19 protein-coding genes are annotated in these 24,214 nt (G+C 56.0%); 10 read left to right on the top strand and 9 right to left on the bottom strand.

Features of this window, described 5'->3' with window-relative positions; all coding sequences use genetic code 11:
• Positions 1-11 precede the first annotated feature (11 nt).
• The 4 genes from ABD890_RS20745 to ABD890_RS20730 all read right to left on the bottom strand — a co-directional run bounded on the left by ABD890_RS20745 (position 12) and on the right by ABD890_RS20730 (position 4,327).
• Positions 12-575, bottom strand: a complete 564-nt coding sequence (locus ABD890_RS20745) for a hypothetical protein (RefSeq protein WP_345094161.1) — start codon at positions 573-575, stop codon at positions 12-14.
• A gap of 32 nt (positions 576-607) precedes the next feature.
• Positions 608-1,231, bottom strand: coding sequence for a hypothetical protein (locus ABD890_RS20740; protein ID WP_345094159.1), 624 nt, complete (start codon positions 1,229-1,231; stop codon positions 608-610).
• A 135-nt stretch (positions 1,232-1,366) separates the two neighbouring features.
• Positions 1,367-2,683, bottom strand: coding sequence for a nickel-dependent putative hexonate epimerase (locus ABD890_RS20735; protein ID WP_345094158.1), 1,317 nt, complete (start codon positions 2,681-2,683; stop codon positions 1,367-1,369).
• A gap of 183 nt (positions 2,684-2,866) precedes the next feature.
• Positions 2,867-4,327 (bottom strand): leucyl aminopeptidase, encoded by a 1,461-nt coding sequence (locus ABD890_RS20730; protein ID WP_345094156.1) that lies wholly within the window; start codon positions 4,325-4,327, stop codon positions 2,867-2,869.
• Between the two features lie 151 nt (positions 4,328-4,478).
• On the opposite strand from ABD890_RS20730, the gene ABD890_RS20725 reads away from it, so the two are divergent.
• From ABD890_RS20725 to ABD890_RS20715, 3 genes are all read left to right on the top strand, one after another.
• A complete protein-coding gene (locus tag ABD890_RS20725) occupies positions 4,479-5,150 on the top strand; it encodes a hypothetical protein (RefSeq protein WP_345094155.1) in 672 nt (223 codons plus the stop codon).
• Between the two features lie 108 nt (positions 5,151-5,258).
• Positions 5,259-6,656 carry a hypothetical protein gene (locus ABD890_RS20720; RefSeq protein ID WP_345094153.1) on the top strand — a complete coding sequence of 466 codons (1,398 nt, stop codon included), beginning with the start codon at positions 5,259-5,261 and terminating at the stop codon, positions 6,654-6,656.
• A 129-nt stretch (positions 6,657-6,785) separates the two neighbouring features.
• Positions 6,786-8,831, top strand: a complete 2,046-nt coding sequence (locus ABD890_RS20715; protein WP_345094151.1) for an EF-hand domain-containing protein — start codon at positions 6,786-6,788, stop codon at positions 8,829-8,831.
• 87 nt (positions 8,832-8,918) lie between these two features.
• Here the strand turns inward: ABD890_RS20715 and ABD890_RS20710 are convergent, their stop codons facing one another.
• Both ABD890_RS20710 and ABD890_RS20705 read right to left on the bottom strand, forming a co-directional pair.
• Positions 8,919-9,320 carry a hypothetical protein gene (locus ABD890_RS20710; protein WP_345094150.1) on the bottom strand — a complete coding sequence of 134 codons (402 nt, stop codon included), beginning with the start codon at positions 9,318-9,320 and terminating at the stop codon, positions 8,919-8,921.
• Positions 9,321-9,404: 84 nt separating this feature from the next.
• The gene (locus ABD890_RS20705; protein ID WP_345094148.1) at positions 9,405-10,334 is read right to left on the bottom strand and encodes a DUF1559 family PulG-like putative transporter; all 930 of its coding nucleotides are present in this window, start codon (positions 10,332-10,334) and stop codon (positions 9,405-9,407) included.
• Positions 10,335-11,016: 682 nt separating this feature from the next.
• On the opposite strand from ABD890_RS20705, the gene ABD890_RS20700 reads away from it, so the two are divergent.
• Positions 11,017-12,438 carry a c-type cytochrome gene (locus ABD890_RS20700; RefSeq protein ID WP_345094146.1) on the top strand — a complete coding sequence of 474 codons (1,422 nt, stop codon included), beginning with the start codon at positions 11,017-11,019 and terminating at the stop codon, positions 12,436-12,438.
• Positions 12,438-13,544 (top strand): hypothetical protein, encoded by a 1,107-nt coding sequence (locus tag ABD890_RS20695; protein WP_345094145.1) that lies wholly within the window; start codon positions 12,438-12,440, stop codon positions 13,542-13,544. Before ABD890_RS20700 ends, ABD890_RS20695 begins: the two co-directional genes overlap by 1 nt.
• A gap of 83 nt (positions 13,545-13,627) precedes the next feature.
• On the opposite strand, the gene ABD890_RS20690 is transcribed toward ABD890_RS20695, so the two are convergent.
• Positions 13,628-14,521: a DUF1571 domain-containing protein gene (locus ABD890_RS20690; RefSeq protein WP_345094143.1), complete on the bottom strand. Its 894-nt coding sequence runs from the start codon at positions 14,519-14,521 to the stop codon at positions 13,628-13,630.
• 295 nt (positions 14,522-14,816) lie between these two features.
• Here ABD890_RS20690 and ABD890_RS20685 point away from each other — a divergent pair, with 295 nt between their 5' ends.
• A complete protein-coding gene (locus tag ABD890_RS20685) occupies positions 14,817-15,482 on the top strand; it encodes an MBL fold metallo-hydrolase (RefSeq protein ID WP_345094141.1) in 666 nt (221 codons plus the stop codon).
• Here ABD890_RS20685 and ABD890_RS20680 read toward each other — a convergent pair.
• Positions 15,479-17,149: an ATP-binding protein gene (locus tag ABD890_RS20680; RefSeq protein WP_345094140.1), complete on the bottom strand. Its 1,671-nt coding sequence runs from the start codon at positions 17,147-17,149 to the stop codon at positions 15,479-15,481. The two genes, ABD890_RS20685 and ABD890_RS20680, sit on opposite strands and share 4 nt — an antisense overlap.
• Positions 17,150-17,342: 193 nt before the next feature.
• Here ABD890_RS20680 and ABD890_RS20675 point away from each other — a divergent pair, with 193 nt between their 5' ends.
• The 4 genes from ABD890_RS20675 to ABD890_RS20660 all read left to right on the top strand — a co-directional run bounded on the left by ABD890_RS20675 (position 17,343) and on the right by ABD890_RS20660 (position 22,505).
• Positions 17,343-19,364 (top strand): M28 family peptidase, encoded by a 2,022-nt coding sequence (locus tag ABD890_RS20675; protein ID WP_345094138.1) that lies wholly within the window; start codon positions 17,343-17,345, stop codon positions 19,362-19,364.
• Positions 19,365-19,643: 279 nt separating this feature from the next.
• Positions 19,644-20,342: an OmpH/Skp family outer membrane protein gene (locus tag ABD890_RS20670; protein ID WP_345094136.1), complete on the top strand. Its 699-nt coding sequence runs from the start codon at positions 19,644-19,646 to the stop codon at positions 20,340-20,342.
• Positions 20,343-20,457: 115 nt separating this feature from the next.
• Positions 20,458-21,363, top strand: coding sequence for a UDP-3-O-acyl-N-acetylglucosamine deacetylase (gene lpxC / locus ABD890_RS20665; protein WP_345094134.1), 906 nt, complete (start codon positions 20,458-20,460; stop codon positions 21,361-21,363).
• A 62-nt stretch (positions 21,364-21,425) separates the two neighbouring features.
• On the top strand, positions 21,426-22,505 hold the full coding sequence (locus ABD890_RS20660; RefSeq protein WP_345094133.1) for a Gfo/Idh/MocA family oxidoreductase: 1,080 nt from the start codon (positions 21,426-21,428) through the stop codon (positions 22,503-22,505).
• Between the two features lie 85 nt (positions 22,506-22,590).
• Here the strand turns inward: ABD890_RS20660 and ABD890_RS20655 are convergent, their stop codons facing one another.
• Entirely contained in the window at positions 22,591-24,165 is a 1,575-nt protein-coding gene (locus tag ABD890_RS20655; protein WP_345094131.1) for an ABC transporter permease, read from the bottom strand.
• Between the last annotated feature and the right edge of the window lie 49 nt (positions 24,166-24,214).

The following is a 24,214-nucleotide window of genomic DNA, read 5'->3' as shown; positions in this document are numbered from 1 at the left end:
GATCGACGAATCTACGGATCGTGGTAGGTCGCGGTGCATTCCGGCAGGGGAATGTTCTTGGGAAAGTCAGGGAAGAGCAGTTCGACAAACTGCCGCGAATGTTGCCAGTTGATGGTGAAGTCGAGATAGTTCCACGCCGTTTTGTCCTTGGACCGGACTCCCAGCAAAAAGCCACGCTGCAAGACTTGCCCATCGGAGTAAGCAACGACCGCCTCGGTCGGAACGACAACCCAGTCGTGCTGGCGAGACTGATAGAACTCGGCATTCGCAGCGACAACAATCTGTGGGATACGAACCGAATCGGATGCGAGATCGTTGAGGATCTCTTGATATCGGTCGTAGTAGTTGCGGTCACTTTCTGCCGAGGTGACCTCGAGCGGCAGCATCGATTGGACAATGCCAAAATCCTTTTGCTGAATGGCTGCGAAGATCGCTGCCGTGTCAGATTCGACCGAGGAGTTCTCTTGGGCGATCCACCGCGAATCGATCACCCTGGAAGCAGGATTGAATCGTCCCAGGCTGCAAACGATCAGGACGATCACCAACAAGAGGGATCCCGCATAGACCTTGAGCATCGGCGACTTCACACCATGTTGGAGGCGGAGCGTTACTTCGGCAGTTTCAAATCTTCAGGAGGCGTCGGCATCTTGGGCAGCAGGCTCTCGAATTCTTCTTCCTTGATCTGGGTGGAATTCTTTACCAGAGGAAGTGGTTGCTCGACCGGAAAGTCGGAAAAGAGTTTCTGGATATCTTCCTGTTCGAGCTTCGTGCCGTCGAGGTAACGCCAGGTGTCGTCTTTCTCCTCGCGAATGCCAATAAGGAACGATTCGGACTTCCCGATACCGCCCAACATTTTGACCTGAGTCTCGATGGGAACGATCGCAAACTGATGCTGTTCTCCCTCGACAAAAATAGGGCGTTTGGGAAACGCGACGCTGATTTCCGGCTTGAACAGCTTGATGCGGCCCAATGCTTCTTTTGCTTTCTTCAGCCCCTTGGTGAACTCCTCGCGTGATCCAATCCGGCGATCGAACGGCTTGGGATGAAGAAGCTTCAAGGCCGTTTCGCTGTCAGCTTCTAACAATGCCGTCGTCAGTGTTTGTACGTCATTTTGAAGCTGTTTTTCTGTTTCCGTCAGCGGTGCCTCGGCCGCAGGCTCGTCGGCGAAGAGCCCATGGGAAAAGATCAGGAGGCCGAACGTGAAGGAAGCGGCAAGCAACAGACGTGGCATCAGGAAAGTTCCTGTGAGGGAAGTATGAGAAGGTCGAGATTTTGTACCACGCCGCTTCAATCCATGCAAAAAGAAAGGGCCGCATCCGAAAGAATGCGGCCCTTTTCATGGAACGGTAAGTCATGTCGTCAATGACTAAGCTTCGTCTTTGGCAAAGCCTGACTTGCGGTTGTACAACTTGTCTTTGGTGCTCCAGAGACCTGCCGATGGCGTCGCGATGAAGAAGATCTCTTCGCCGTCAGGCATCGTGTTGAAGCCTTCCTTCATGGTGTCGATCGGGTAACGCTTCAGCGTTTCTTCGTAGTCGGCGTAAGCGAAGTTAACCTGTTCGACTTCTTCCTGGGTCAGGTGACCCGGGGCATAACGAATGGTGAAGCGATCTTCTGAAGTGCCATGCATCAAGTGAGCCGTGCCGTGGGCCAGGTCCTGCATGTCTTCGTTCTGCTTGTAAAGCTCCAAAATCTTGGGCGTTGGCTGATAGCCATACTTGCGGATCAGTGCGTCCACATCTGGCTGCTCGCCGAAACGCTTGAGGCCTGGGGCGATCACCAGCAGTTCGCCACCGTCGGCCAAAGCCATGCGGGTACGATAGACACTCTTGTTGGCGACCCAGGTGCTGAAGAACTCGTCGCCTTGCATCACGCAGACGATCTTCTGGATCGGCTTGTCAAAGACGGTAATGTTTTCCGCACGCGACTGCTTGGCGGCATTCAAATAGGTTTCCAGATCGTCGCCGATGTGGACGCCGGTATGAACCAGTTCGCCTGCTTCGTTCCGAGCCAGAACGACCTGAACGTAGAAGTCTGGCAGGTCGCCGAGCATTTCGTCTTCCGCCTTGTTAAAGACGGCACGGACCGGCGTGATCAGGTTGCCGAGGTTGTTCTCAATCCCGCAACTGGCGGCCATCATGTGGCTGGTGCAGATCAGGTCTTTACCGGCCAAACCGATGAAGTAGTTCTTGTTGTGGTTGGCGAAACCAAGCACTTCGTGCGGAACGACGTGACCGATGTTGATGATCAGGTCCCACTTCTCTTCCATCAGCATCTTGTTGAGCCAGATCGGAATGGCCCAGTCGGCAGCGCCGTCGCTGATTTCTTTGACGAACTCGGCCGAGATCTCGCCCACCTTCACGCAGCCATCGCGCCAGTCGTGCGGGTGAATGATTTCGTTGGGGATCTCGCCGAACATCTGCTTGTTTTGTTCGGGGGTATGGGGTTCGTGCTGACCAAGCGTTGGGATCACGTGGATTTCGGCTTCGTCCTTCAGTTGCTGCCAGAAGTACTCGGTAATCCAGCCAGATCCAGAGTGCATACGAGTAATGTCAGGAGGGAGCAGCAAGACGCGTTTGGGGGTGCCGCAGATCCGTTTCCGAGCCTCTTCAATCGCTCGGTCAAGGATGGCAAGCATCTCTGGCTTCTTGATTTCTTTTGCGGTCTCGGAAATCCAAGGCATGGCTAGGGTCGATCCAAACTGAAGGTGAATGAAAGAGAGTTCTTAGAACTGCAGCGATCTTGGGGCGTGCGGTCCTACACGTTTGTTGGCTAAGCAGTCGAGGCCGGCAGGCAAACGTGCGTTGTCATGGTACCGCACGATCCTCCCCCAGGGATGCGGGGGGAGGATCAGGTACGTAACTTTTTAGCTTGTTGCCTGGCGTCGCGCCAATTCCAGCAACGTTCGAACCGCAAAACCGGTGGCGCCACCACTGCAGTATGGCTTCGGTTTTTCGGCGAAGGAAGGGCCGGCAATGTCGATATGGGTCCAAGGAGTATCGTCGATGAACTCTTCCAGGAACTTGGCGGCGGTGATCGCACCACCCCAGCGGCCGTCGCCCACGTTCTTCACATCGGCAATCTGGCTTTTGACCTGCTCGCCGAACTCTGGGTACATCGGCAACTGCCACATCTTTTCGCCGGTCGCCAGCGAAGCCTGTTCGATCTCGTGGCACCAGTCAGGCTCGTTGGTCATCAAGCCCGCCGTGTCGGTACCCAAAGCCACCACGCAAGCACCGGTCAGCGTGGCCAGGTCGACGATCGCCATGGGCTTTTCGTCGAGGGCAACGTTCAACACGTCCGCCAGCACCAGGCGTCCTTCGGCATCGGTGTTCAGCACTTCGATCGTCTTGCCACTGCGCGAAGTCAGGATGTCGCCCAGCTTGTAGCTGTCACCCGAGATCATGTTTTCAACGCAGCCGCACAAAGCGACAACGTTGATCGGCAACTTCCAGGAAGCAATCGCTTTGATCGCACCCAGCACGGTGGCGGCACCGGCCATATCACACTTCATCGTGATCATGCTGTCGGAAGGCTTCAGCGAGAGACCACCACTGTCGAAGGTCACACCCTTGCCGACCAGGGCCAAAGGTGGATCACCCTTCTTGCCGCCGTTGTATCGCAGGATGACCAGGCGTGGATCTTTGACCGAACCACGTGCCACGGCCAGCAAGCTTCCGCAGTTCTCTTCGGTCAGCTTCGCTTTGTCCCAGACCTCGATGTTCAAGTCGTGGTTTTCGGCAACGACGGCTGCTTCTTCGGCGAAGGTCGCCGGATAGATGTCACTCGCACAGCGGTTCACCAGGCTGCGCGTCAGGTTGATCGCGTTGCCCAGGGCGATGCCCTTTTCGAGCACTTCTTCCGTGGCGGAACTCCAAACCAGTTCGGCCGGAGCGTTCTGTTTCTTTTCTTTGCGGTATAAGTCCTGCCCTGTCACGCCCACCAAGGCGCCGGCGATCGCTTGTTCGATCATTTCCGCAGGCCAGAAGTCATCAAGAAAGATGCCAGCCTTCTCGACCTTCTTGGAAGACAACGCCACAGCTGCGGTGGCCGAGGCTTCATAGGCACGTCGCAGATTCAGGTCTTCTTTCTTACCAAGACCGATGGCCAGCACGCGGAGAATTGGCAGTCCGCTGGGTGCCAGGATCGTCGTGACTTCGTTTGGTTTGCCCGTGATATCGCCCGATTCCACTAAACGGGTAATCGAACCACCGATCAAGTTGTCTAATTGATCGGCTGGTGGCGAGAGCGCGTCTTCGTAAACCCCAACTACAATGACGTCGCCCGAGAAATCAGCGATCTTGTTATCGGTACCCGTGACCTTCATCAGCTTTGTCTCTTTAAAACGGTCTGATTATTTGCGCAAGGCTGCCTGCCCTTAACCACGTATTGTATCGCTGAGAATCATTTCGATACAGTGTGGGACCTTGCGGGGGGCTTGATGCCCGACTCCATCTTTCATCGACGGGAGAAATTCGATGCGGATCTACCTGGCATTTGCAGTCAGTTTGCTGTTTTGCGTGATTCTGACAGAAAAAAGCTTGGCAAAGCCGCCGATGGTTCTGGTCGAAATCGCAATGGTCGAACGCGCCATGCCGCCGACAACCGCCAATCCCATCGAGACCGAGCTGAAGGAGTTTCTCGCGACGCACTCCGATCCCGAGTTCTCGTTAGCTGGGACACTTGCCCGCTGGAAGCCGCAGCAGACCAGTCCGCTGCCGGCTCGGTTTAACGTGGTCCGGGTCAAGTTGCGATTGGATGCCGAGATCGAGGTGACATCGTCCGAGTTCTACGTCCCCGGCATTCCAGACCCGCCAGAACTAAAGAACATGGAACTGCTGAAGATCCTCGATGGCATCGACGTGCGACTAAAGGTTCAACAAGCGAACGAAGGCAAGTTGCTGCTGAAGTCGCATTTCTCGCGCCGAGTCCGGCTCGAACTCCCTCCGAAGAAAGAGGGCGAGCCTGACGCAGTTCCAGGGATCGCGACGCTGGGTATCACGCCAGAATTGTTGCTGACGCCTGACGAGCCTTACGTGATGGGAGGCTTGCTGACGAGCATGGAACATCAAGGAGAGCCGTTGACCACGAAGGCCGTTTTCATCTTCCGGGCCCATCTGATCGAACGGGCTGCTTCCCTTCGCCCATGATCGCTGCCGCTTTCGGGTAGATTGTGTAAAGACGATTGAGGGGCAGCCTCAGGTGGAGTATGTTCCAGGGGTGCGCTTTCCGTTGGCTCTCCGATCAAGGTCTTCAACATGGCTCTCTCACGTTTTCTCGTCGCGATCGCGATGCTCGGTATCGTTGCCTCTGCTGGTTGGTGTCAATCGCCCGAAAAGGCTGTCGATCCCTCCTCGCCCGATAGCAAGTTCGACGAATTGTTTGCGACGCTGGATACCAACGGCGATGGCAACCTGAATGAAGGCGAACTCGCCAATATCTCACAACACCTATTGGGGTCGATGGGGCTATTTCTCCCTTCTGGGGACGTGAAGGTCCGAATCTCTCGCGAGACTTTTCGTACCTCACTCGAGAATCTCGCCCAGCAAAAAGTCGCCCAGCAAGAGGCTCGCCATCGCGAGGCCCAATTGAAAAAAGTGCTGGACCAGTACATGGCCGAGCAATTGCAAAGTGGCGAACAGAAGGTTTCCGAAGAAGGGGATGAAGAGCCTGCATCGCTCGAAACGAGTCCGCACGCGGCATTCTTTCGCCAGTTCGATTTGAACGGCGATGGCGTCCTGAACGAAGAAGAGTTGAAGCCGATTCGTGGTATCACGCGTTTCCGTGATGGTGCTTCCCAATTGCCGATTTCCTGGCGAACGCTGCCGGTCACGTTCGCTGAGTTTCACGACTACTTTGAAAGTTATCGAGGAAGTCGCCAGAGTTACGCCGAGTCGAAGAAGTTGCTTGGCCAATGGATCGAATACAAGCAGGAACTTGCTGCGGAAGTTGGAGACACGACGGAAGACGTCGCCCCGGCCCAGCCGGTCAAAGCGGAAGTGACCGAAGTGAGTGAAGCCGTTGCGGTGGCTGCCGAGCCGAAGACAGAAACGACGAAGACGCCGAAGTCGGAATCGCTTGCGTTTGATATCGTTCTGCTGACCCGCGTCAGCGCGGAGATGCCGCAGCAAACGTTGGCTGAAGCAGTAAGTGGCGTACTGAAGTCGCCAGGTCCATCGATCCCAACGCGGTTGGTTCCGTGGCTGGCCGACGCCGAGAATGCCGACGTGAAGCTGGTCGACTACTTCGAGGCAAAAACTTTGGTCGATCAGCCATTTGTTCTCCAGCAAGGAAGCCGTAAGCCAGCGGTCAGCGGAACTTCGGTCACGACGCGTGGTCGTCAAGTTGCCCATCAGTTGATGAACTTGGGAACCCTGGTCAGTGGCACCGCCGGCCATCTTTCTTCCCCGAAGACCTTGGTTTTGAGCCTGAAGTTCGAAAAGTCGGCCATGATCCCCGGCAAAATTACCTTGGGGAAAGTGATGGAGGATGAGGAAGCATCCGGCGACGCGACGCCCGAGATCGATGGCGTGTCGACACTCGACATCAGCGGCATTATGGAACTGACGCAGGGAACGCCAGTCGTTTTCAATTCGACCAGCCGACTGACTAGCGAAGGCTTTGAAGAACTGGTGATTCTGGTTGAGTGGAAGTAACGCCGGGCGTACATGACTTCCAAGCGAAAAATCGGTAGCGTGCCTGGTTCGAGCGAATTGTTTGCAGGTCCGTTGCCAGAGGGGTAACTTGAAGGGGCGCGAATAGCTCTCTTCCTTGGAGATCCCCCTATGTTCTTCCGCCTATCCATGGCAAGTCTGTTGATCTTGCTGAGTGCCGGAATCGTTCACGCCCAGGTCGGTGGCGTCGGCGAATTGAACCCGAACTCGGTTCGCAATTACCAAGAGGACTTCTTCAAGTCCGACGCCGACAATAATGGCGTCCTCGATCAGGCCGAGGTCGAGACCTATCTGGTGCCGTTTCCGGCCGAGATGAAGACGATTCTGTTTCAGAAACTGAAAGCACGACCAGGAGAAACCAAGGTCACTTTGGCCGACCTGCTGGACGCTGCCACGCTGACAAAGAAGCATATCGGCTACGATCCGCGGGCAAGCATCGCGTACCGAATCGCCTTCGAGAAACGGTACGACGCCAACCAGGATGGCAAGCTCGATGCTGAAGAGATCGAGCGGATGGGGCCGTCTGATCTGCGCGAGATCGTGAAGAAGACGAAGCTCGCCGCGAATCCCGATGGCGTTCCGTTCGATCAGTTCATGGAAGCGTTTGGCGATTTCATCCGGATCACCGAGATTCGTCGAGCCCTCGAAACGTCGCGGACCCGAATGGTTCCAGCCGATATCGATCTGCTGAAGAGTCGACTTGCTCAGCTAACGCGGTACGACCAACCGGCCGCCCAGGCGAACGTCGCTGAAGGGGACGCCCCGGAAGCGGAAACTTCAAAGAAAGAACTGGCCGCGTCCGTGCTTCCAGAAAGTCCGCATCGGGACTACTTCGGGACATTCGATACTAATGGCGACGGCAAGCTTTCCGGTGAAGAATTTGAGCGGCTCCCCAATCCAGTCCGTCAACAGTTTGAACCGAGGATCGGCGAAGAAGAGTCGATTTCGTTCGAGCAATTTCACGACTTTCTGGAATTGCTGCGTGACCATGAGGCGCGGTTCCGAGCAGAACGAGAGCGACAGGAAAAAGAGTCACAGGCAGAAGCCAATCGCGAGCGACAGTTCCGCGATTACATTCAGCAGAGGAGTCAGCTACCTGAAGAGGACGTCGCCGTTGATTTGACGGAGAGCCCGCACCGCGACTATTTTCGCGCCCTCGACCTCGACGGAAATGGCTTACTTCAAGGAGAGGAACTTGAAGTTCTCTCGTCTCGCATGACTGCAAATCTATCGCGACGATATCCCGTGGCTTGGAGCCGCAAAGGAGTCTCACTGGCTGAATTTCACCAGTTTTGGGAAGAACGCCGAGAAGGGCTGAAGCTTACGAGAAAGAAACAGCAGGAAGAGCAACGCTATACCGATCACCTGATGTCGTTGCTCCCGGAAGGGGAAGCGGTGAAGGAGATCGCCGACGAAGTGAAAGCCCCGGACGAGCCGAAGTCCGATGTGGTCGAAGTGCCACATTATCGGATCGGCCCCCCTGCTGTGAGCAGCGAAGTCATGGCGGTAGATGTCGTTCTGTTGAAACGCACGGTCACACCTGGTTTACCCTACAAAACACTGACCGAGGAAATCGAGCCGATGCTGAAGATGGATGGGCCATCGATTCCAACTCGAATGGTGAAATGGATGGAGAAGCCGGGGCACGAAGCCATTGGTCTGTCCGATTATTTCCAGGTGAAAGTAACCACCGGCGAGCAAATTCAAATCCAACAAGGAAGTCGCGAGCCCTCGCAAACGTCGTCCAGTGGTCGTACGGCCAACTATTCCTTGCTGAACGTCGGCACACTGATTCGCGTTCAGGCCAAACCAATGGACGAGGAGTCGATCTTGGTGCATGTCGACTACGAGAAGTCGTATATCGTGCCTGGTCAAAAGGCCGAAAAAGAAGAACCGACCGAGGAGCCCAAGACCGAGCAAAGGCGACCGGCAACCACTCGCGAAGAATTCGAGCAAGCGATCCGAGCCGGCGGCGGGTTCGGACGAGCTGGATTCGGCGGAGCACCTGATCCTAATTTCGTCCCTGATTCGATCGCCACGCTGACTGCCGCTGGAACGGTACAGCTTCGCCAAGGCAAGCCGGTCGTGCTGACGGAAGTTGGTCGGATGAAGGGGGATCAATTCGAGGAGATCGTGATCGTCGTCGAATGGAAATGACCTGAGAAAGAATGCACCGCGCAGAAAGAGACCACGGCAAGCGAAGGCAGCCGTGGTCTTTTATTTTTTCGGAAGCAGTGGCAGAGGTTACTCGAGATCGAAGTTCACTTCGTTCGCACCTTCGACCACGGTCGCCGTCAGATCGGATGTTTTCACATCACCATACTTCTTCGGGACCAGGTCGTTGGCAAAGACCATCTTTCCCTGTTCGTTCATCCAGTCGTTGCCATCTTTGTAGCGAATGGCGACTTGGTATTCTCCTGGCGGCAAGGTCGTCTCAAACGATCCATCTGGCTCGATCTTCGCCACGCCGACTGAGGTGGGCGAGACGAGGTTCAGCGAACCTTTGCCGGCCGGTACTGGCTGACCTTGCAAGGTAATTGTGCCATGAACGAATGCTTCGCCAGGACGAATCTCGGGACCACATCCAAGTGCACAAACGACTAAACCGAGCACGAGTCCTGCCCAGGGCTTTTGTAAACTGATCAATGTTCCATTCCTTCGACAATCGATTTGTACGACGCGGCTTCGTTCATTCTGGAGGCGAAGCCGCATAAGCCAACGCAGCAGAGCTTACGGCAACGACGCCTGAAGGCCGTCGATGCGACCGCCCAGGGCGTTATAAGTCCGATGATCCAGTGTTTCCGGGAGGAACTGTACCGAGCCATCGGCCAGGGCAAACGCAGCTCCGCCAGGATGAAAACTCGAGGCACCGATGTTGTTGGTCAACGCACTGACGTCGTCGGGATCGATGAACTTGCTGTTGATGGCCTGGCTGGTCGGGCAGCCTTGGAAGTTCGGACAGAAGGCACACATCCAGCGGGTCAGTTCGCCGCGACGCTCGGAGAGCATCAGCGTGTTCGACAAACCATCGGTGATGCCTGAGAAGTTCGTGCAGAACATCGCTCTTCCGCTGAAGATACCTGGCACGGCGTTCGAGGCACCACTGCTCCAACTGGTGTTCTGCTGGAAGCAATAGCTGTTGTCGCTGGCACAATCGAGCGGCAACGCATCGGTCTTCTGAGGACCAATGCATGGGGCATAGCTCATCACGGCCGTATCGCCAGCCCAGTTGTCAAATGGTTGGCCATCGCCGCGACGCATTCGCGAAGCAAACGGACTGCTGGGGCACTCTTGCCATTCGGCACGCACGCCGGTCAGCAATGTTTCGTTAACGCCAATGTGAACGTCGACACTGAAATCAAGCTGGTCGAACAGAGCACGCTGTTCAATGAAGGGCATGATGAACTCGTTCCAAACGTGGCGGGTATCGCCGGCCTGACGGTTGTATTCGTTGCTGGCGTACGGCAAGGTTTGGAATGTGTCGTGGTAGTTGTGAAGTGCCAGGCCCAACTGCTTCAAGTTGTTGGTGCACTTCATGCGGCGAGCCGCTTCGCGTGCGGCTTGTACAGCCGGCAACAAGAGTGCGATCAACACACCGATGATCGCAATGACCACCAGCAGCTCCACCAGTGTGAATCCAAGTCGTTTGTAGGTTCGCATGGTTGCTTTCTAAGACGTAAACGAATGAGGGAAGCGTCTTCATTGAAAATTAATTCTCCGACATGCTAGAAACTATTATGAAAGGGGGCAATTTGAAAGCCAGTCAGCTCCTGTTTTTTGCCAAAAAGCCGCTTTTGGCAGAGATTCGGCTCGGCAGCTCTCTTCCCGAAGCCCCGAACTCGTGGTGCAATTGATCACGAAATGGCCAAATGCGGGAGAGACGAACGCGAATTCAGGGCCGACGAAACGCGCGTCGACCAAGGCAGCAGGTGACAGAGAAGGGGGGAGATCCGTTGGGCGATCAGGCTTTCCGCTCGTCTACCGGAAACGCGATTGCGAGAGAACTGCTTAGCATGTGTTGAAGAATAGTTGCCGAAGTCAATCAGGCAACTTGGCGAAGGGGACTATGCCGGTTGAAGCGAGGCGATTGTGAACGAAGTTGGCCACTTCGTTGTTTGCGACTTCCAACCAAGATGCAAGAAGTTTATCGTAGACCCAAGTCGTCGGCGTGCAGTTTTCAGTCACGTTCAATTGCCACGACGACATGCTCTAAAATCTGCCGGACTGGGTGTCCTGAAGGACGTGCGACAAATTGCCGCACGAATTGGTCGAGGTCTGGCGCATAGACTGTTAGGTGACAACATCTTTCGATTGACACCAAGTACGGGGAAGAGAGAGGGCCATGGATGTCTATCCGGTCAACCAGTATGACCCCCTAATGCCGGGAATCATGATTGCGATCGTAGCGGTCGTCCATGTGTTTCTCGCCCAGTTCGCCGTCGGGGGGGGCATGCTGCTGTGCTACTTTCAGTGGCTGGCGATGACCGGTCGGTCCGCCAACGCTCGACTGTTCGTGCATGGCTATTTCAAATGGCTGGTGCTGATCAGCTTCGTCGCCGGTGCGGTCACAGGCGTCGGAATCTGGTTCACCTCGATCCAGGTCAGTGCGTTCACGATCGGCGGCATGATTCGCAACTTCCATTGGATCTGGGCGACAGAGTACCTGTTCTTTCTGCTGGAAGTTTTCGCCGGGTACATGTTCTATCGCTATCACCAGAAGATCAGCGATGCGGCCTGCATGAAGTTGCTGGTGATGTACGCGTTTGCGGCGTGGATGAGCCTGTTTTTGATTAACGGCATCATCAGTTGGCAATTGACACCAGGCGGATGGATCGAGAAACATTCGATCCTGGAAGGATTCTTCAATCCGACCTTCTGGCCAAGCTTGTTTTTCCGCACGATCGTCGCTTTGACGCTGGCGGGCCTGGTTGCATGTATCGTCGTGAATACGATGCAAAGCCTCGATCAGGAAGCGAAACGCAAGTTGATCAACTACGCGGCACATCTGTTGGTGCCGATGGTATTGATGCCGATTTTAGGCGGCTGGTTTTTGCTGGCGATGCCCGCCGATAGCCGTGGCTGGGTGCTGGGTGGCAGTCCCACGATGAACCTCTTCTTAAATATCTCGATCGGGGCATCGTTGGCGATCGGAGGCTACGCGTTGATTGGACTCTATCTGCAGCGGCTCTATATCAACGGAGCCACTGCCACGCTGCTGCTGATGCTGGCCTTTGGGGCGACGGCCGGCGGTGAGTTCGTGCGAGAAGGTTCGCGCAAGCCCTACTCGATTCGCTACTGGATGTATTCCAACGGAATTCACCCAGACCAGGTCGCTCAGATGCGGAAGGAAGGTTGCCTTGTGCACGATCCTTATCCGCTGGTCAACGGAACCGAAGTTGCCGGCGAGATCACGACGCGTGGTGCCAAAGTGTTCCGGAGGCAATGTGCGGTCTGCCATACGGTCTCGGGACTGAATGGCGTGACTGAGCTGACCGAGTCGTGGGACGAAGATCAGATGCGGATGAATATCGCCAAGTTGCAGCACACCAAACCGTTCATGCCTCCATTTGCCGGCAATGCGGAAGATCTGGAGTCGCTGGTTCGTTATCTCAAGTGGTTTAACGAGCGAAACGATGAGCAGGCCGAAGCTCCGATGGAAGAGGCGGCGCTGGCCGACATCAACAAGTGGTTAGATCAAGCTGGAACCGAGCCCGCCTCGAAGCCGCCAGGTCGTGAAGCTGCGAGCAGCGAGGGAGATTCGTAATGGATGCCCCATTCCCTTTTAATCTGCCGCTGACGTCGTTGACGTACATGCTGTTGTATCTGATCACCTTCGTCACGCATCATCTGGCCATGCACTACGTGGTGGCAGGCTGCCTGTCGATTGTCGGCTTCAGCTTCTGGTATCGCCAAGATGAAGGAGCTTTGCTCCACAATCCGATCGTTCGGGTTCTGCGAGACTGGATGCCGTTTGCGCTCAGTGCTGCGATTACCTTCGGCGTGGCGCCGCTTTTATTCGTGCAGATCCTGGTACCGCTCCACTTTTACACGGCCAACCTATTGCTCGGCTGGCGGTGGATGGTGGTCATCCCGGCGCTGATGGCGGCGTTTTACCTGCTTTATGTGCTGAAGAGTACCTGGTTCGAGCGACTTCGCTGGTGGCAACGGGCCTTGATCGCTGGTTTGAATGCCGGGCTGTTTGTCTTCATTGGCTTCTGCTGGACGGCGAATCACCTCGTCTCGAGCGAGCCTTCAGCTTGGACTGAAGCGTTCGCCAGTGGCGAGTTGCCGCTGAAAGTTCTACCGGTGGTCTCTCGTTCGCTTGTTTGGCTGAGTGTGGCATTCGTGTCGATGGCCACGCTATTGACGGCTCAACTTGCCTACCTGAGAGAGGGCACTGCCACGGATGAAGACCTGCCCACGGTCGGATGGCTCCGCTGGTTTGGGATGGCTGGTCTAGGAACGTTCGGCATGGCCTCGCTTGCGGCGATCGCGTTCTCGCAGCCAGGCTTCAGCGCCGTGACCAATTTAAGTGGAACGCTGTGGTTGGTGCTGGGCGTTTTGTTCTGGGCGGGACAGATCTACCTTTGGCACAGCGGCTCCCTGGCAACGTCGCGTCGGTGGATCGTGCCTCGATTGGTGCTGCTTACGGGCATGTTGTTCTGCGGAGCGGTTGTCCGCGAACTGATTCATGTGGCATCGATCGACTACGCTGCGACCCTCGCCGGCCAGGCGGAAGCAGGCAAAGTGGAAGGATTCTGGGTGTTCCTGGTTACGGCCGTGATTGTCATCGGCTTGATGGCACTGACCATCCGCTGGGTCCACCAGTCGTTCGAGACCGAACCGGCTGAGGTTGAGCCAAGCGAATAAACCCTTTCGATTCGCGCACAAAAAAACACCCGGTCGAAAACTCCGACCGGGTGTTTGATTCTTAGACGACGCTTGCTTGCGGCTTAGACGTTGAAGCCGTACTTTTCGTTGCGAGGATTGAAGTCGGCGTCGGTGAAACCGTTGTTCAGCTTCAGGTTCATGTAGGTGTACTCTTCCAGCATGGCTGGTTCGGCACCTTGCGACGAAGGCCAGTCCCACGAAGCGAAGCGGATCGGCACTTGCATTTCGTCGTCGATGAAGACGTGAGCCTTGTGGAAGCGGAAGTTCTTACGTGGCACTGGGTGAACCACTTCGATCACGGTGCAGACGCGACCGTTGATCTTGGCACCGTTGTAGAACTTCACTTCGCATTCGCCGAACTGCATGTCCTGCTGAGCGACTTCGATCAGGCGGGTCACCAGGTTCTTGATGCCGACGTCGGTGATCGGATAACGCTGACCACGCATGGCCATCGCACCCAGCGGGTCGAGCGACACGGTGATGTGCTTCAGGAGTGCGCCCCCTTCGTGAGCCATCAGGTTGCCGTTGTTATGACCCTTTACGTACAGAACTTCGCGGCCCTTCACGCTGGAAGGCTTCAGGAAGTACATGTACACGCCAAAAGGCGAGACGATGTTGCCGTTCTGGTCTTTCTTTTCGTGGCGGATCTTGGTGTAGATGAACTCTTGATCGTTCAGCTTACCGTTGATCTGCTCGCGTTTGACCAGCGTGCATTCGTAGTCGTGAATGTTGTTTTCAATGCTCACCAGGCCGTTTTCGGCGATACGCAGCGCCGGAGCCAGTGGATGCTCGGCAGCCACGTTCTGGACGGGGTTGCCGGTGCGGTTGGAAACGCGGTAGACCGGTTCCCGCAAGCCCTGACGTTGATCCTCACCGAAAGTCGCCCGGGTCAGCCCGCAGGCCAAGGCCGTGCTGCCAGCCAGCAGCGTTCGGCGAGAAATGAGGGACTTGGTCATGATCAATCTCCGTTAATGTTCCGGTCCGTAATCTCTCGCGTTCCGTGCAAGAGCGACAAGTACGAACGTCCGGTATCTGTGCATGTGAGTGGTGGCGATCTGCTAGCAAGCCGTCGTCGTCACCTTAGCGAATTTATGCCCTAGAGCGTTTTATCGCGATGTCTGTGGCCACAAGATGAATACCTTCGTGACGAGCGTCAAAGTTTTACAGATTACCAAGATCTCGTCAGATGGTTTATCATGCGCAATCACTGTATCCAATTTTGTCAGCAAAGTGGAGTGCGATCTGCCCTGAATGGCTGAGATCAATATTTTACGTATCGTCAGTATGCCGTTCGACGAAAACACGTATGTTCTGTTCAAGGAAGGACTTGCGGACTGTATTGTCGTCGATCCCGGTTTAGAGCCCGAAAAAATTGTCGATGCTCTTGCCGAGAGGAAACTTCAGGTCTGCGCAATCTTGAACACACATGGCCATAGTGACCACATTGCTGGCAACGGAACGATGAAGCAGATGTGGCCTGATGCCCCTCTGGTGATTGGGCATGGCGACGCGGAAAAGCTGACCGATCCAGAAAAGAATTTGAGCGGACCTTTCGGCTTGCCCCTGATCAGCCCCGAGCAAGACCTGACGGTCAAAGAAGGGGATACCTACCAGGCAGGGGGGATCGACTTCGAGGTTCGCGAAACGCCAGGCCATAGCAGCGGCCACGTTGTCTTCATTGTACGAGACGGCGATCGCACCGTGGTCCTGGGGGGGGACGTCCTCTTTAAAGGGAGCATCGGGCGAACCGATTTCCCAGATGGCAGCTTTGCCGATTTGAAGCAGGCCATCGAGACCAAGCTGTTCACGTTGCCGGGCGAGTCGATCATTTTGCCAGGGCATGGGCCCTCCACGACCGTCGAAGAAGAAATCGAAGGGAATCCCTTCGTGGGCAAGCCGGCCGGCTACAAAGGTTAGTACCGGGTATCGTCGGTTGGCACGTGGACCCAAGGGAATCGTAGCGTGAAGCGGGTTCCCTTGCCGGGCTCGCTGCTGACATCGACGTCGCCGCCATGCTCTTGCAGCACCTTCTGACTGACCGGAAGTCCTAGCCCGGTGCCGCGGTTGCCTTTGGTCGACTCGAAAGCCGAGAAAACTTTCTCGATCATCTCGGCCGGAATGCCATGGCCGTTGTCTTCGACCGTGCAAACCAGTTCACGTTCGGCTTCGCGGAACTCGGTCGAAACTACCACGCGCGGGTTCTCGACTTCCAGGACGGCATCGATCGCGTTGGTCACCACGTTCAACGCCGCCCGGTGGATCCCTTCATCGTCGAATAGTCCCATCGGCAGATCGATGTCAGGGCGGAACTCGAGGACGACGTTGTTCTCTTTTGCCCGGTTGCGCATTAAGTTGACCACATCTTCGACCACGTCGTTCAGCGAGGCATTGCTGCGGTCAGGCTCTCGTTCTTTGCTGAACGAAAGCATGTCCATCACCAGGTGGGCGATGCGATCCTGGTTCCGTTTGACGATCCCCCAGCCATGCTGGACGACATCCATTTTGCCAGACTTGATGCCTTCTTCGAGGATGTAGCTACCGCCGTGAATCCCTTGCAGGATGTTTTTTACATGGTGCGAAATGGCGGCGACTGCTTGCCCCATGGCAGCTAGACGCTCGGTCCGAACCACCGCGGAATAGTAGTGCGTATCTTCGACCGCCAGCGCCGCTTGATGGGCGATCGCAATCATCAGCTTCAAGTGTTCTTCGGTAAATCGAGCCCGTAGCGGCGAGGCTGTCATATCAGGCGGCGTGTAGGTATCGATGTAAATCGCCCCGACGATGCCGTATCGGCCTTGCATCGGAACGCATATCGCTTCGCTCACACCACTGCTGATAATACTGCCTTCCGGCGACCAGCGTTGATCGTCCTGAGCGTCGGTGGTAAGGACCCCTTCGCGGTTGGTCAGCACGTATTCGAGAATCGTACGGCTGATGGTGATCGCTTCTTCGACCCCTTGTTTGCCTTCTCGGACTCGCTGAGCTTTGGCCTCAGGCATTTTGGTGTGCGAATCGATCAGCACGATACAGGCCCGGTCCGCTTCGACCCAGTCGAAGATCAAACCGAGCAGATAGTCCAGCAGTTGTTCGATGTCCAACGTACGGCTGACCGCCAGAGCGGTATCGTAAATCAACTGCAGGTTATTTTGCAGATTCTGCGATTGGCCTGCTTCGCGGAGTTCGGAAGGGAGGAAGATTTGGCTTCCTTCTTCGTGGCGAATCGAATGAATGATTCGCGAACCTTCCCGATGTTTCTCTTGCAGGCTCACGCTAATCGGCCGCGTGGTCGGCGCGGCGGCCGTATGCGTGAAGATCATCAGCGTGTGCCCCAGTTGCAGGCGATCGCCATGCGTCAGGGGACATTCCATCACACGCTTCTGGTTGACGAAGCATCCGTTCGAGCTTTGCAGGTCGACCAACGTGAACTGCCCGTCCTTCATGCGAATTTCAGCATGCCGGCGCGAGATCTCGGTGTCGTGCAAGACGATCTCGTTGCCCCGATCACGACCGATCGAGATCATGTCGCGGGCCAATTCGTATCGGCGTCCTTGGTCGTCGCCTTGAATGACAAATAGTGAAGCCAAACGGAACTCTCAGGATGGTCCAGTCAACGTGCGTGTTAGATTCAATCTCAACCAGGATTTGATTTTACGACGTTTTGCCCAGGTGTGGCAATGAGGCGGCTTGCCGGTTGACGCACCGAGTCTGACGGAAAAGAATCGAAGGTTGCCTAACTTCTCGAAGTTTCACCATCCTTCCCATTCGGAATGTCTGCCGATGAACAACCGCCACTTCCGCAGCCGCACGCTCTTTCTTTGCCTGGGACTGGGTGTCGTCTTCTCGGCCACCGGGCTGGTTCACGCCCAAGAGGCAGCCACGGCCAATGCCACCACTTCCCTGAAGGAGACGCTGGAATACCTCGCGTCCGATAAGCTCGAAGGGCGTGGCATCGGAACGGAAGGGCTGGAAGAGGCCGCCCAATACCTGGCGAAGCAGTTTGAAGCGATGGGCCTGAAGACCGACCTGGTCAACGGCAAGCCATTCCAAAGCTTCGATGTTGTTGTCTCGTCCGAACTAGGCCCTGAGGAGCAAAATCGTCTCGAGTTGGTTTCCGGAGAGGAAACGATCGAGCTGAAGCTGGGGGAAACTTTCACGCCCCTGGCGGTGGGTGGATCGGCCAAGTTTGACGTGCCGTTGGTTTTCGTTGGTTATGGGATCTCGGCGCCGAAGCTCGAATACGACGAGTTTGCCGATCTCGATGTTAAAGGAAAGATGCTCGTGATCCTGCGGAAAGAACCGCAGCAGAGCAATCCGCATAGCGTCTTCGACGGCAGCAAGACGACGCAGCACGCCCTGTTCAGCCGGAAGATCTCCAACGCCTATCAGAAGGGGGCGGCCGGCGTGATCTTCATCAACGATGCCGTGGGACTCGAAGGGATCAAGGCCCATATCCAACCGGCATTCGATGTCGCCGTTGCGGATCTGGTGAAGGTGCAAACGGCCTACCAAGAGAAAGATGACCACACCGCCGACGAAGTTGCCGCTCACATCAGTACCGTGACATCGCTGGGAGCGAAGATCGCCGAGTATGGCGAAATGCTGGGGGATGGCGTGGACGAATTGATTCCACTGACCGGGGCAGGCGATGAATCGTCGCGAACCGATTTCCCGGTAATGTTCGCGAAGCGTTCCGTCTTCGAGCCGCTGCTGAAGAAAGCGTTTGGCAAGTCGCTGCTGGAAATCGAGCAGTCGATTGACGAATCGCTGAAGCCAATCGTCGGCGAAATCGGAACCTGGAAGGCAGTCGGACAGACCGATATCGTCCGAGAAAAAGCGACCATTCATAATGTTGTTGGCCTGATCGAAGCTCCGAACGCGACTTCTGACAAGGTAATTATCGTCGGGGCGCACTACGATCACCTCGGCATGGGGGGCTCGAACTCGCTCGCGCCACTGACTCACGAGATTCATAATGGTGCCGACGACAATGCTTCTGGCACGACGGCATTGCTGGCAGTTGCCCGGCGTCTGCAAGCCAAGGCCGACCAGCTTCAGCATCGCGTGTTAATCGTGGCGTTCTCTGGTGAAGAAGAAGGTTTGCTGGGAAGTGCCCAGTATGTGAAAGAGCCAGTGATCCCGATCGACAAGACGCTGATGATGTTCAACATGGACATGGTCGGGCGGTTGGACGAGAACAAGCTGATTGCGATGGGGAGCGGGACGGCCGCGATGTTCGAGCCTTTGCTTGACCAGTTGAACGAGAAGCATAAGTTCGCATTGACCAAAGATCCCGGCGGCTTTGGCCCGAGCGATCATTCGTCGTTCTATGCCAAGCAGTTACCAGTGCTGGCATTCTTCACCGGGACGCACAACGACTATCATCGCCCCAGCGATGACGCCGACAAGATCAACTACGAAGGGATGGCCCGGATCATCGACTTCGCGGTTGACTTCCTGCTGGCGATCGACAAGGCGGACCAGCCCCCGGCCTACGTTGCTGTTGAATCGACCCAGCCCGAGATGCGAGGTGGTTCGAGGCCTTACTTCGGCAGCATCCCGGACTTCACCGTGGTGGGCAAAGGATATGGGATTCAAGGTTCCAGCCCGGGAAGCCCTGCCGCGGAAGCGGGCATCAAGGGAGGCGATATCTTGATCGACCTCGGCGGCAATCGAATTGGTGGCCTGGAAGACTTCGACGCGGCTCTCCGCAAATTCAAGGCCGGAGACAAGGTGGAAGTCGTGGTGCTTCGCGATGACAAGGAAGTGAAACTAACCGTCACGCTGGCACCGCCCCGGTAAGCTGATTTTCACAATGGGAAGACGCGCGATCCTGGGAAGATCCAGGGTCGCCGCTAGCTGCTTGATTCACGCTGGAATCACGGGGAGATAGTCCTTTTTGCTGGACAACAGCGAACCCTGTTTGCCGATAGGGCGTAGTAACCTCGCAACGGTCCGTCTGGGCCAGTAAAGTGCGGGGGAAGAATTTACTCAGATTGCACTTTACCTGAATGGAAGTAGTCGGCAAAATGTCGCGACTTTCCCGTTCAGACGGCGTTTACGCAATCGTTTAAATGTTCCGTGGCAGCCACCCGCCATGGGCTGATCCACGTGACGGTCACGATGACCTGTTTTGTCCAGCAAGGAGTGCTGAAAGTGAAGCGATTTCTCTCGTGTTTCTGTGTCGCGGTCGCATTGGCCGGTTTCTGTCAAGTCAGCACTGCCTCGGCCCAGCAGGCTGGTGCCGGCAACATCGCTGTGATCGACATCCCGGTCATCTTCAAGAATCACGCTCTGTTCAAGAAACAGATGGATGAACTGAAGGGCTCGGTTGATTCGGCCGAACAAGCTCTGACCCAGGATCGCGATGCGATGAAAGCCATGGTCGAGCAGTTGCAGTCCTACAAGGCTGGAACCCCAGAATACAAGCAGCTCGAAGAAAAGATGGCCAAGGTTCAGGCCGACCTGCAGGTCAAAGTTGGTATGCAGAAGAAGGACTTCATGGAACGTGAAGCCCGCATCTACTTCAACACCTACAACCAGGTCACCCAGACCGTTGCGACCTTCGCTCAGCGTCACAACATCACGCTGGTCTTGCGTTACAACAGCAACGAAATCGACCCAACCAACCGCCAATCGGTTCTGGAAGGTGTCAATCGTCCGGTGATCTATCAGAACCAGATCGACATCACCTACGACATTTTGAACATCCTGAACAATGGTGTCGCTACCCGTCCACAGGTCGGTGGTGGCAGCCAGGTTCCGCAGCCCCGCTTCTAAGCCGGACTCGCTTGCGTTAATGGGAACCAAGAACAAAGGCGAGGCCGCAAGGTTGGTCTCGCCTTTTGTCATTCTCTAAGATCCTAATTGCCTTGTTAGGCTAGATACTGCCTCTATGAATTCCGCATCCATCGTCCCTGGTGGCGAACCGATCGCACGTTTTCAACAGACCTTGAAGGCCTCCGCATCCGTTTCGGGACGCGGCTACTGGAGCGGTAAAGAGATTACCGTCCGGTTCGAGCCTGCCCCGGAAGATACCGGTGTGGTGTTTGTGCGTGAAGATCTGGAAGGTGCTCCGCAAATCGCGGCTCATGTCGACAACCGGATCGAAGTCCCTCGTCGCACCAACCTGGTGTCGCAAGGTGTCTCGGTCGAAATGGTCGAACATGTCTTGGCTGCCCTGGCTGGTTTGCAGGTCGACAACTGCTTTGTCTGCGTCAACTCGGCCGAGATGCCGGGGATGGACGGTTCGGCCAAAGACTATGTCGAGCAAATCCTGGCTGCCGGCATCGAGACGCAAGAGGCACCTCGCGCGGTTCTGGCGATCTCGGAAGTGGTTCGCGTTGGCGACGACGAATGTTGGGTCGAAGCTCGTCCCAACGGCTCGAAGCGGATGAAGTTCAAATACCGCCTCGACTTCGGTAGCGACGGCATGATCGGTCGCGAGACCCTCGAAGACAAGCTGACGGCCGAATACTTCCAGAACGAACTAGCCCCTGCTCGTACATTCCTGCTGTTGCAAGAGGCCGAATGGCTTCGCCAGCAAGGCCTGGGCACCCATGTCGATTTCAGCGAACTACTGGTCTTCGGTGAAGAAGGCCCGATCGACAACGAACTTCGTTTTGAAGACGAATGTGTCCGGCACAAAGTATTGGACCTGGTGGGCGACCTGGCACTGGCCGGCTGCGATATCCAGGGAACCATCATCGCCAACCGTAGCGGTCACCGCTTGAACGCCGAGTTGGTGAAGCAATTGCTCAAAGAAAATCAGGTTGCCTATACGTCACGGCGGACCGCCTGATTTTCTCCCTCCCCCCCAAACGCTTCGTAACGCCGTGCGACCTATTGCAGAGGAAGTTGGCAATGCGTCAGGTAAGACTCGCGGTCATTGGGACCGGTCATCTGGGCAAGATTCACGCCAAGCTGGCGAAAGGGATTTCGGCGTTCAAACTGGTCGGCGTAGTCGATCCAGTCAAAGAATCGCGAGATGCGTTCTGCCAAGAGCACAAAATCAAGGGCTATGACGACGTCAGCGAAATCGCCAAGAAGATCGACGCCGCCGTCATCGCCACGCCCACGCTCTATCACAAGCAAGTTGCCGCTCCGCTGCTGGAGATGGGCAAACATGTGCTGATCGAAAAGCCGATCACGCTCGATACCGATGAAGCGGACGAGCTGATCGACCTGGCTGAGCATCATCGCAGTGTGCTGCAGGTAGGGCATGTCGAACGCTTCAATCCTGCCTTCCGAGAAGCGGTCAAGAAAATCGAGTCGCCACGATTCATCCGAGCCGAACGTTCCAGCGGTTATACCTTCCGCTCGATCGACGTTGGCGTGACGCTAGACCTGATGATTCACGATATCGACCTGGTTCTGTCGCTAGTTCGCAGCTCGGTCGTCGATGTCCAGGCAACCGGCCTGACGGTCTTTGGTCCGCACGAAGATATCGTCGAAACGCGACTCACGTTCGCCAATGGTTGTGTGGCCAATCTGACTGCCTCGCGAGCCAGTTTTGCTCCGTCGCGTCACATGGAAGTCTTCAGCGACGCCGGCTTCGTGGGTGTCGATTTCACCACGCGAAAGGTGAAGTCGATCGTTTCGGACGACATCGTCAAGCAAGGTGTCTCGGAAGTCCACGAGCTTTCGGCCGAAGGCAAGGGCTACGTGCGAGACAACTTGTTCTCGGCCGTTCTTCCGCTGCAAGAGATCGAAGTCGCCCCAGGCAATGCGATCGAAGCAGAACTGAAAGAGTTCGCCGATTGTATTCAGCGTGGGCTCACCCCGACCGTCACCGGCAAGGCAGCTCGCGAAGCCCTTTCGGTTGCGTTGCAGGTTGGTGACTCGCTCGCTCAGCATCGCTGGGATGGTGGCAAGTTCAACCTGGTTGGCCCATCGATGCGGCCCGAGCCTAAGCGTGTCGCCAAGCCGCGTAAAGCTGCCTAGTCGAATCGGTTCCTTCAAGAAACAAAAAAGCCACCGCAATTCGTTGCGGTGGCTTTCTTTTTGGTCGAATGGAACCTGCCAGCGATTAGGCGAGGTCGCGGTCCTCGAACAGGATCAAGGCCAGGAACATCGTCATCGCGCCATACAGGATGGTGTAAAGAGCGGTCCCGGCGATGTAGGTCAGCGGGATCTCGCGGCCGGCGGAGATTGCCCCATAGATCTCGAAGTTCTTTAACACCGGTAATATCGTCGCTACGAACCCCGCCACAAATTGCACCGGTTCAAAGCCCTCTACCGACGCCTCCATGATGGAAGGCGTTAAGTGTCCCAAGGCCCAGATACCAAAGGTCAGCATGAAGTTGGCGACCATTGGCAGACGCGTCGAAATCGCGACCGACACACCAGCGAGCACCAGGGTTTCCATGTAAACCAGCAGCACGCCTGGCGTGACGCTCATGGCTTCGTGATGCAGCAGTTGCCAGGTGATCCCCTTTTCGCCTTCGAATTCCATGGTGGCACCTTCGCGTTTGTCGAAGATCGGCTTTTGGGCGACCGAGACTACGAAGACCGAGCTGATCATCACGAACAGCACGCTCACCAGCCAGGCGATACCAAAGAACTTGCCCAGCACGAACTGGCGACGGCTGACCGGCTTCGAGAGCAGGGTCAACGCCGTACGCCCTTCGATTTCTTCGGAAACACTACGGCTGGCGGCCCAGATGGCGACCACAATACCCAGCACCATCATCGCCTGGAGGCAGGTGTGCTTGAGAACCTTGATGTCTTCGCCGAAGGTTTGGTACGGGATGTAGATCGAAGCCACCATGAACAAGCAGCCGACGATCGCACAGATCAGGAACAGCAGCTGGTAGATTTCGCTGCGGACGGTCGCTTCGGCAATGGCCGACATCTTCGGGAAGACGCAGACCATGGCGAAGTAGGTGCCATACAGCAGGAAGACCAGCGTACCGATGAAGAAGATCGATTCCGCTTCGATGTGTTCCGGTTCGGTTAGCAGCGAAACTTCGAGCTTGATGTCCGAGTTGGTGATGTTACGAGCGTAAAGTTCGATCGTTTCGCCGTTAGGAATCTTGCGGAGCAAGGTACCGCGGTCTCCGCGACGCCATTCAAACAGTTCACCACCACCAATGTCGTAGGTGACGACGTCATCGTCCGAGTCGGCCAGACGGGCGACCAACTCGACCTTACCAGTGCTGTTGATCTTCATCGTTCGCATCTGATCGGTCAGCAGGACGATGTCGAGTGGAGTTGCCGGAACATTGCCACGTTTGTCGACATCGCCTGAGGCGATCGGAACGATCACTTCGTAAGTCGATTCGCCGGTCGTCGGGATCTGCTTCAGTGAGTTGAGGATCTCCATCGAGTTGGGGACCATCGGAAGCAAGGCCAACGCCAGGAACGCCCAAATGCCCATGACCACCGAAATCGGCATTAGGGCCGGGCCTGTCAAAGCTGCCGTGCAGCGACCCCCCAGCTTTTTCGGCGAGATGGCCAGCAGTAATGCCCAGAGCAGGGCCGTGGCTAACAGCCCCAGCACCACGCCCACAGCAAACAGCCAGACCGAAGTCGCCAGGTGCCGGAGGTTGATTTCGTCGATGTAGAAAAAGAAGCCGAGAAGGGAGGAGGTGTTCGGGATCATAGAATAATTACGAAGTGCCAGCGACGAAGCAGGGAATCCCACCTCGCCA

It is taken from the genome of Bremerella cremea (genome assembly GCF_039541315.1).
In the GTDB taxonomy this organism is placed as follows: Bacteria; Planctomycetota; Planctomycetia; order Pirellulales; family Pirellulaceae; genus Bremerella; species Bremerella cremea.
The sequence above is the reverse complement of the archived record's forward strand: the minus strand, read 5'-3'. Positions and strand labels throughout refer to the sequence as shown.

Excerpts from the sequence above, each read along its gene's own strand:
- ABD890_RS20745 (WP_345094161.1), bottom strand. The coding sequence starts at position 575 with ATGCTCAAGGTCTATGCGGGATCCCTCTTGTTGGTGATCGTCCTGATC.
- ABD890_RS20740 (WP_345094159.1), bottom strand. The coding sequence starts at position 1,231 with ATGCCACGTCTGTTGCTTGCCGCTTCCTTCACGTTCGGCCTCCTGATC.
- ABD890_RS20735 (WP_345094158.1), bottom strand. The coding sequence starts at position 2,683 with ATGCCTTGGATTTCCGAGACCGCAAAAGAAATCAAGAAGCCAGAGATG.
- ABD890_RS20730 (WP_345094156.1), bottom strand. The coding sequence starts at position 4,327 with ATGAAGGTCACGGGTACCGATAACAAGATCGCTGATTTCTCGGGCGAC.
- ABD890_RS20725 (WP_345094155.1), top strand. The coding sequence starts at position 4,479 with ATGCGGATCTACCTGGCATTTGCAGTCAGTTTGCTGTTTTGCGTGATT.
- ABD890_RS20720 (WP_345094153.1), top strand. The coding sequence starts at position 5,259 with ATGGCTCTCTCACGTTTTCTCGTCGCGATCGCGATGCTCGGTATCGTT.
- ABD890_RS20715 (WP_345094151.1), top strand. The coding sequence starts at position 6,786 with ATGTTCTTCCGCCTATCCATGGCAAGTCTGTTGATCTTGCTGAGTGCC.
- ABD890_RS20705 (WP_345094148.1), bottom strand. The coding sequence starts at position 10,334 with ATGCGAACCTACAAACGACTTGGATTCACACTGGTGGAGCTGCTGGTG.
- ABD890_RS20700 (WP_345094146.1), top strand. The coding sequence starts at position 11,017 with ATGGATGTCTATCCGGTCAACCAGTATGACCCCCTAATGCCGGGAATC.
- ABD890_RS20695 (WP_345094145.1), top strand. The coding sequence starts at position 12,438 with ATGGATGCCCCATTCCCTTTTAATCTGCCGCTGACGTCGTTGACGTAC.
- ABD890_RS20690 (WP_345094143.1), bottom strand. The coding sequence starts at position 14,521 with ATGACCAAGTCCCTCATTTCTCGCCGAACGCTGCTGGCTGGCAGCACG.
- ABD890_RS20685 (WP_345094141.1), top strand. The coding sequence starts at position 14,817 with ATGGCTGAGATCAATATTTTACGTATCGTCAGTATGCCGTTCGACGAA.
- ABD890_RS20675 (WP_345094138.1), top strand. The coding sequence starts at position 17,343 with ATGAACAACCGCCACTTCCGCAGCCGCACGCTCTTTCTTTGCCTGGGA.
- lpxC (WP_345094134.1), top strand. The coding sequence starts at position 20,458 with ATGAATTCCGCATCCATCGTCCCTGGTGGCGAACCGATCGCACGTTTT.
- ABD890_RS20660 (WP_345094133.1), top strand. The coding sequence starts at position 21,426 with ATGCGTCAGGTAAGACTCGCGGTCATTGGGACCGGTCATCTGGGCAAG.
- ABD890_RS20655 (WP_345094131.1), bottom strand. The coding sequence starts at position 24,165 with ATGATCCCGAACACCTCCTCCCTTCTCGGCTTCTTTTTCTACATCGAC.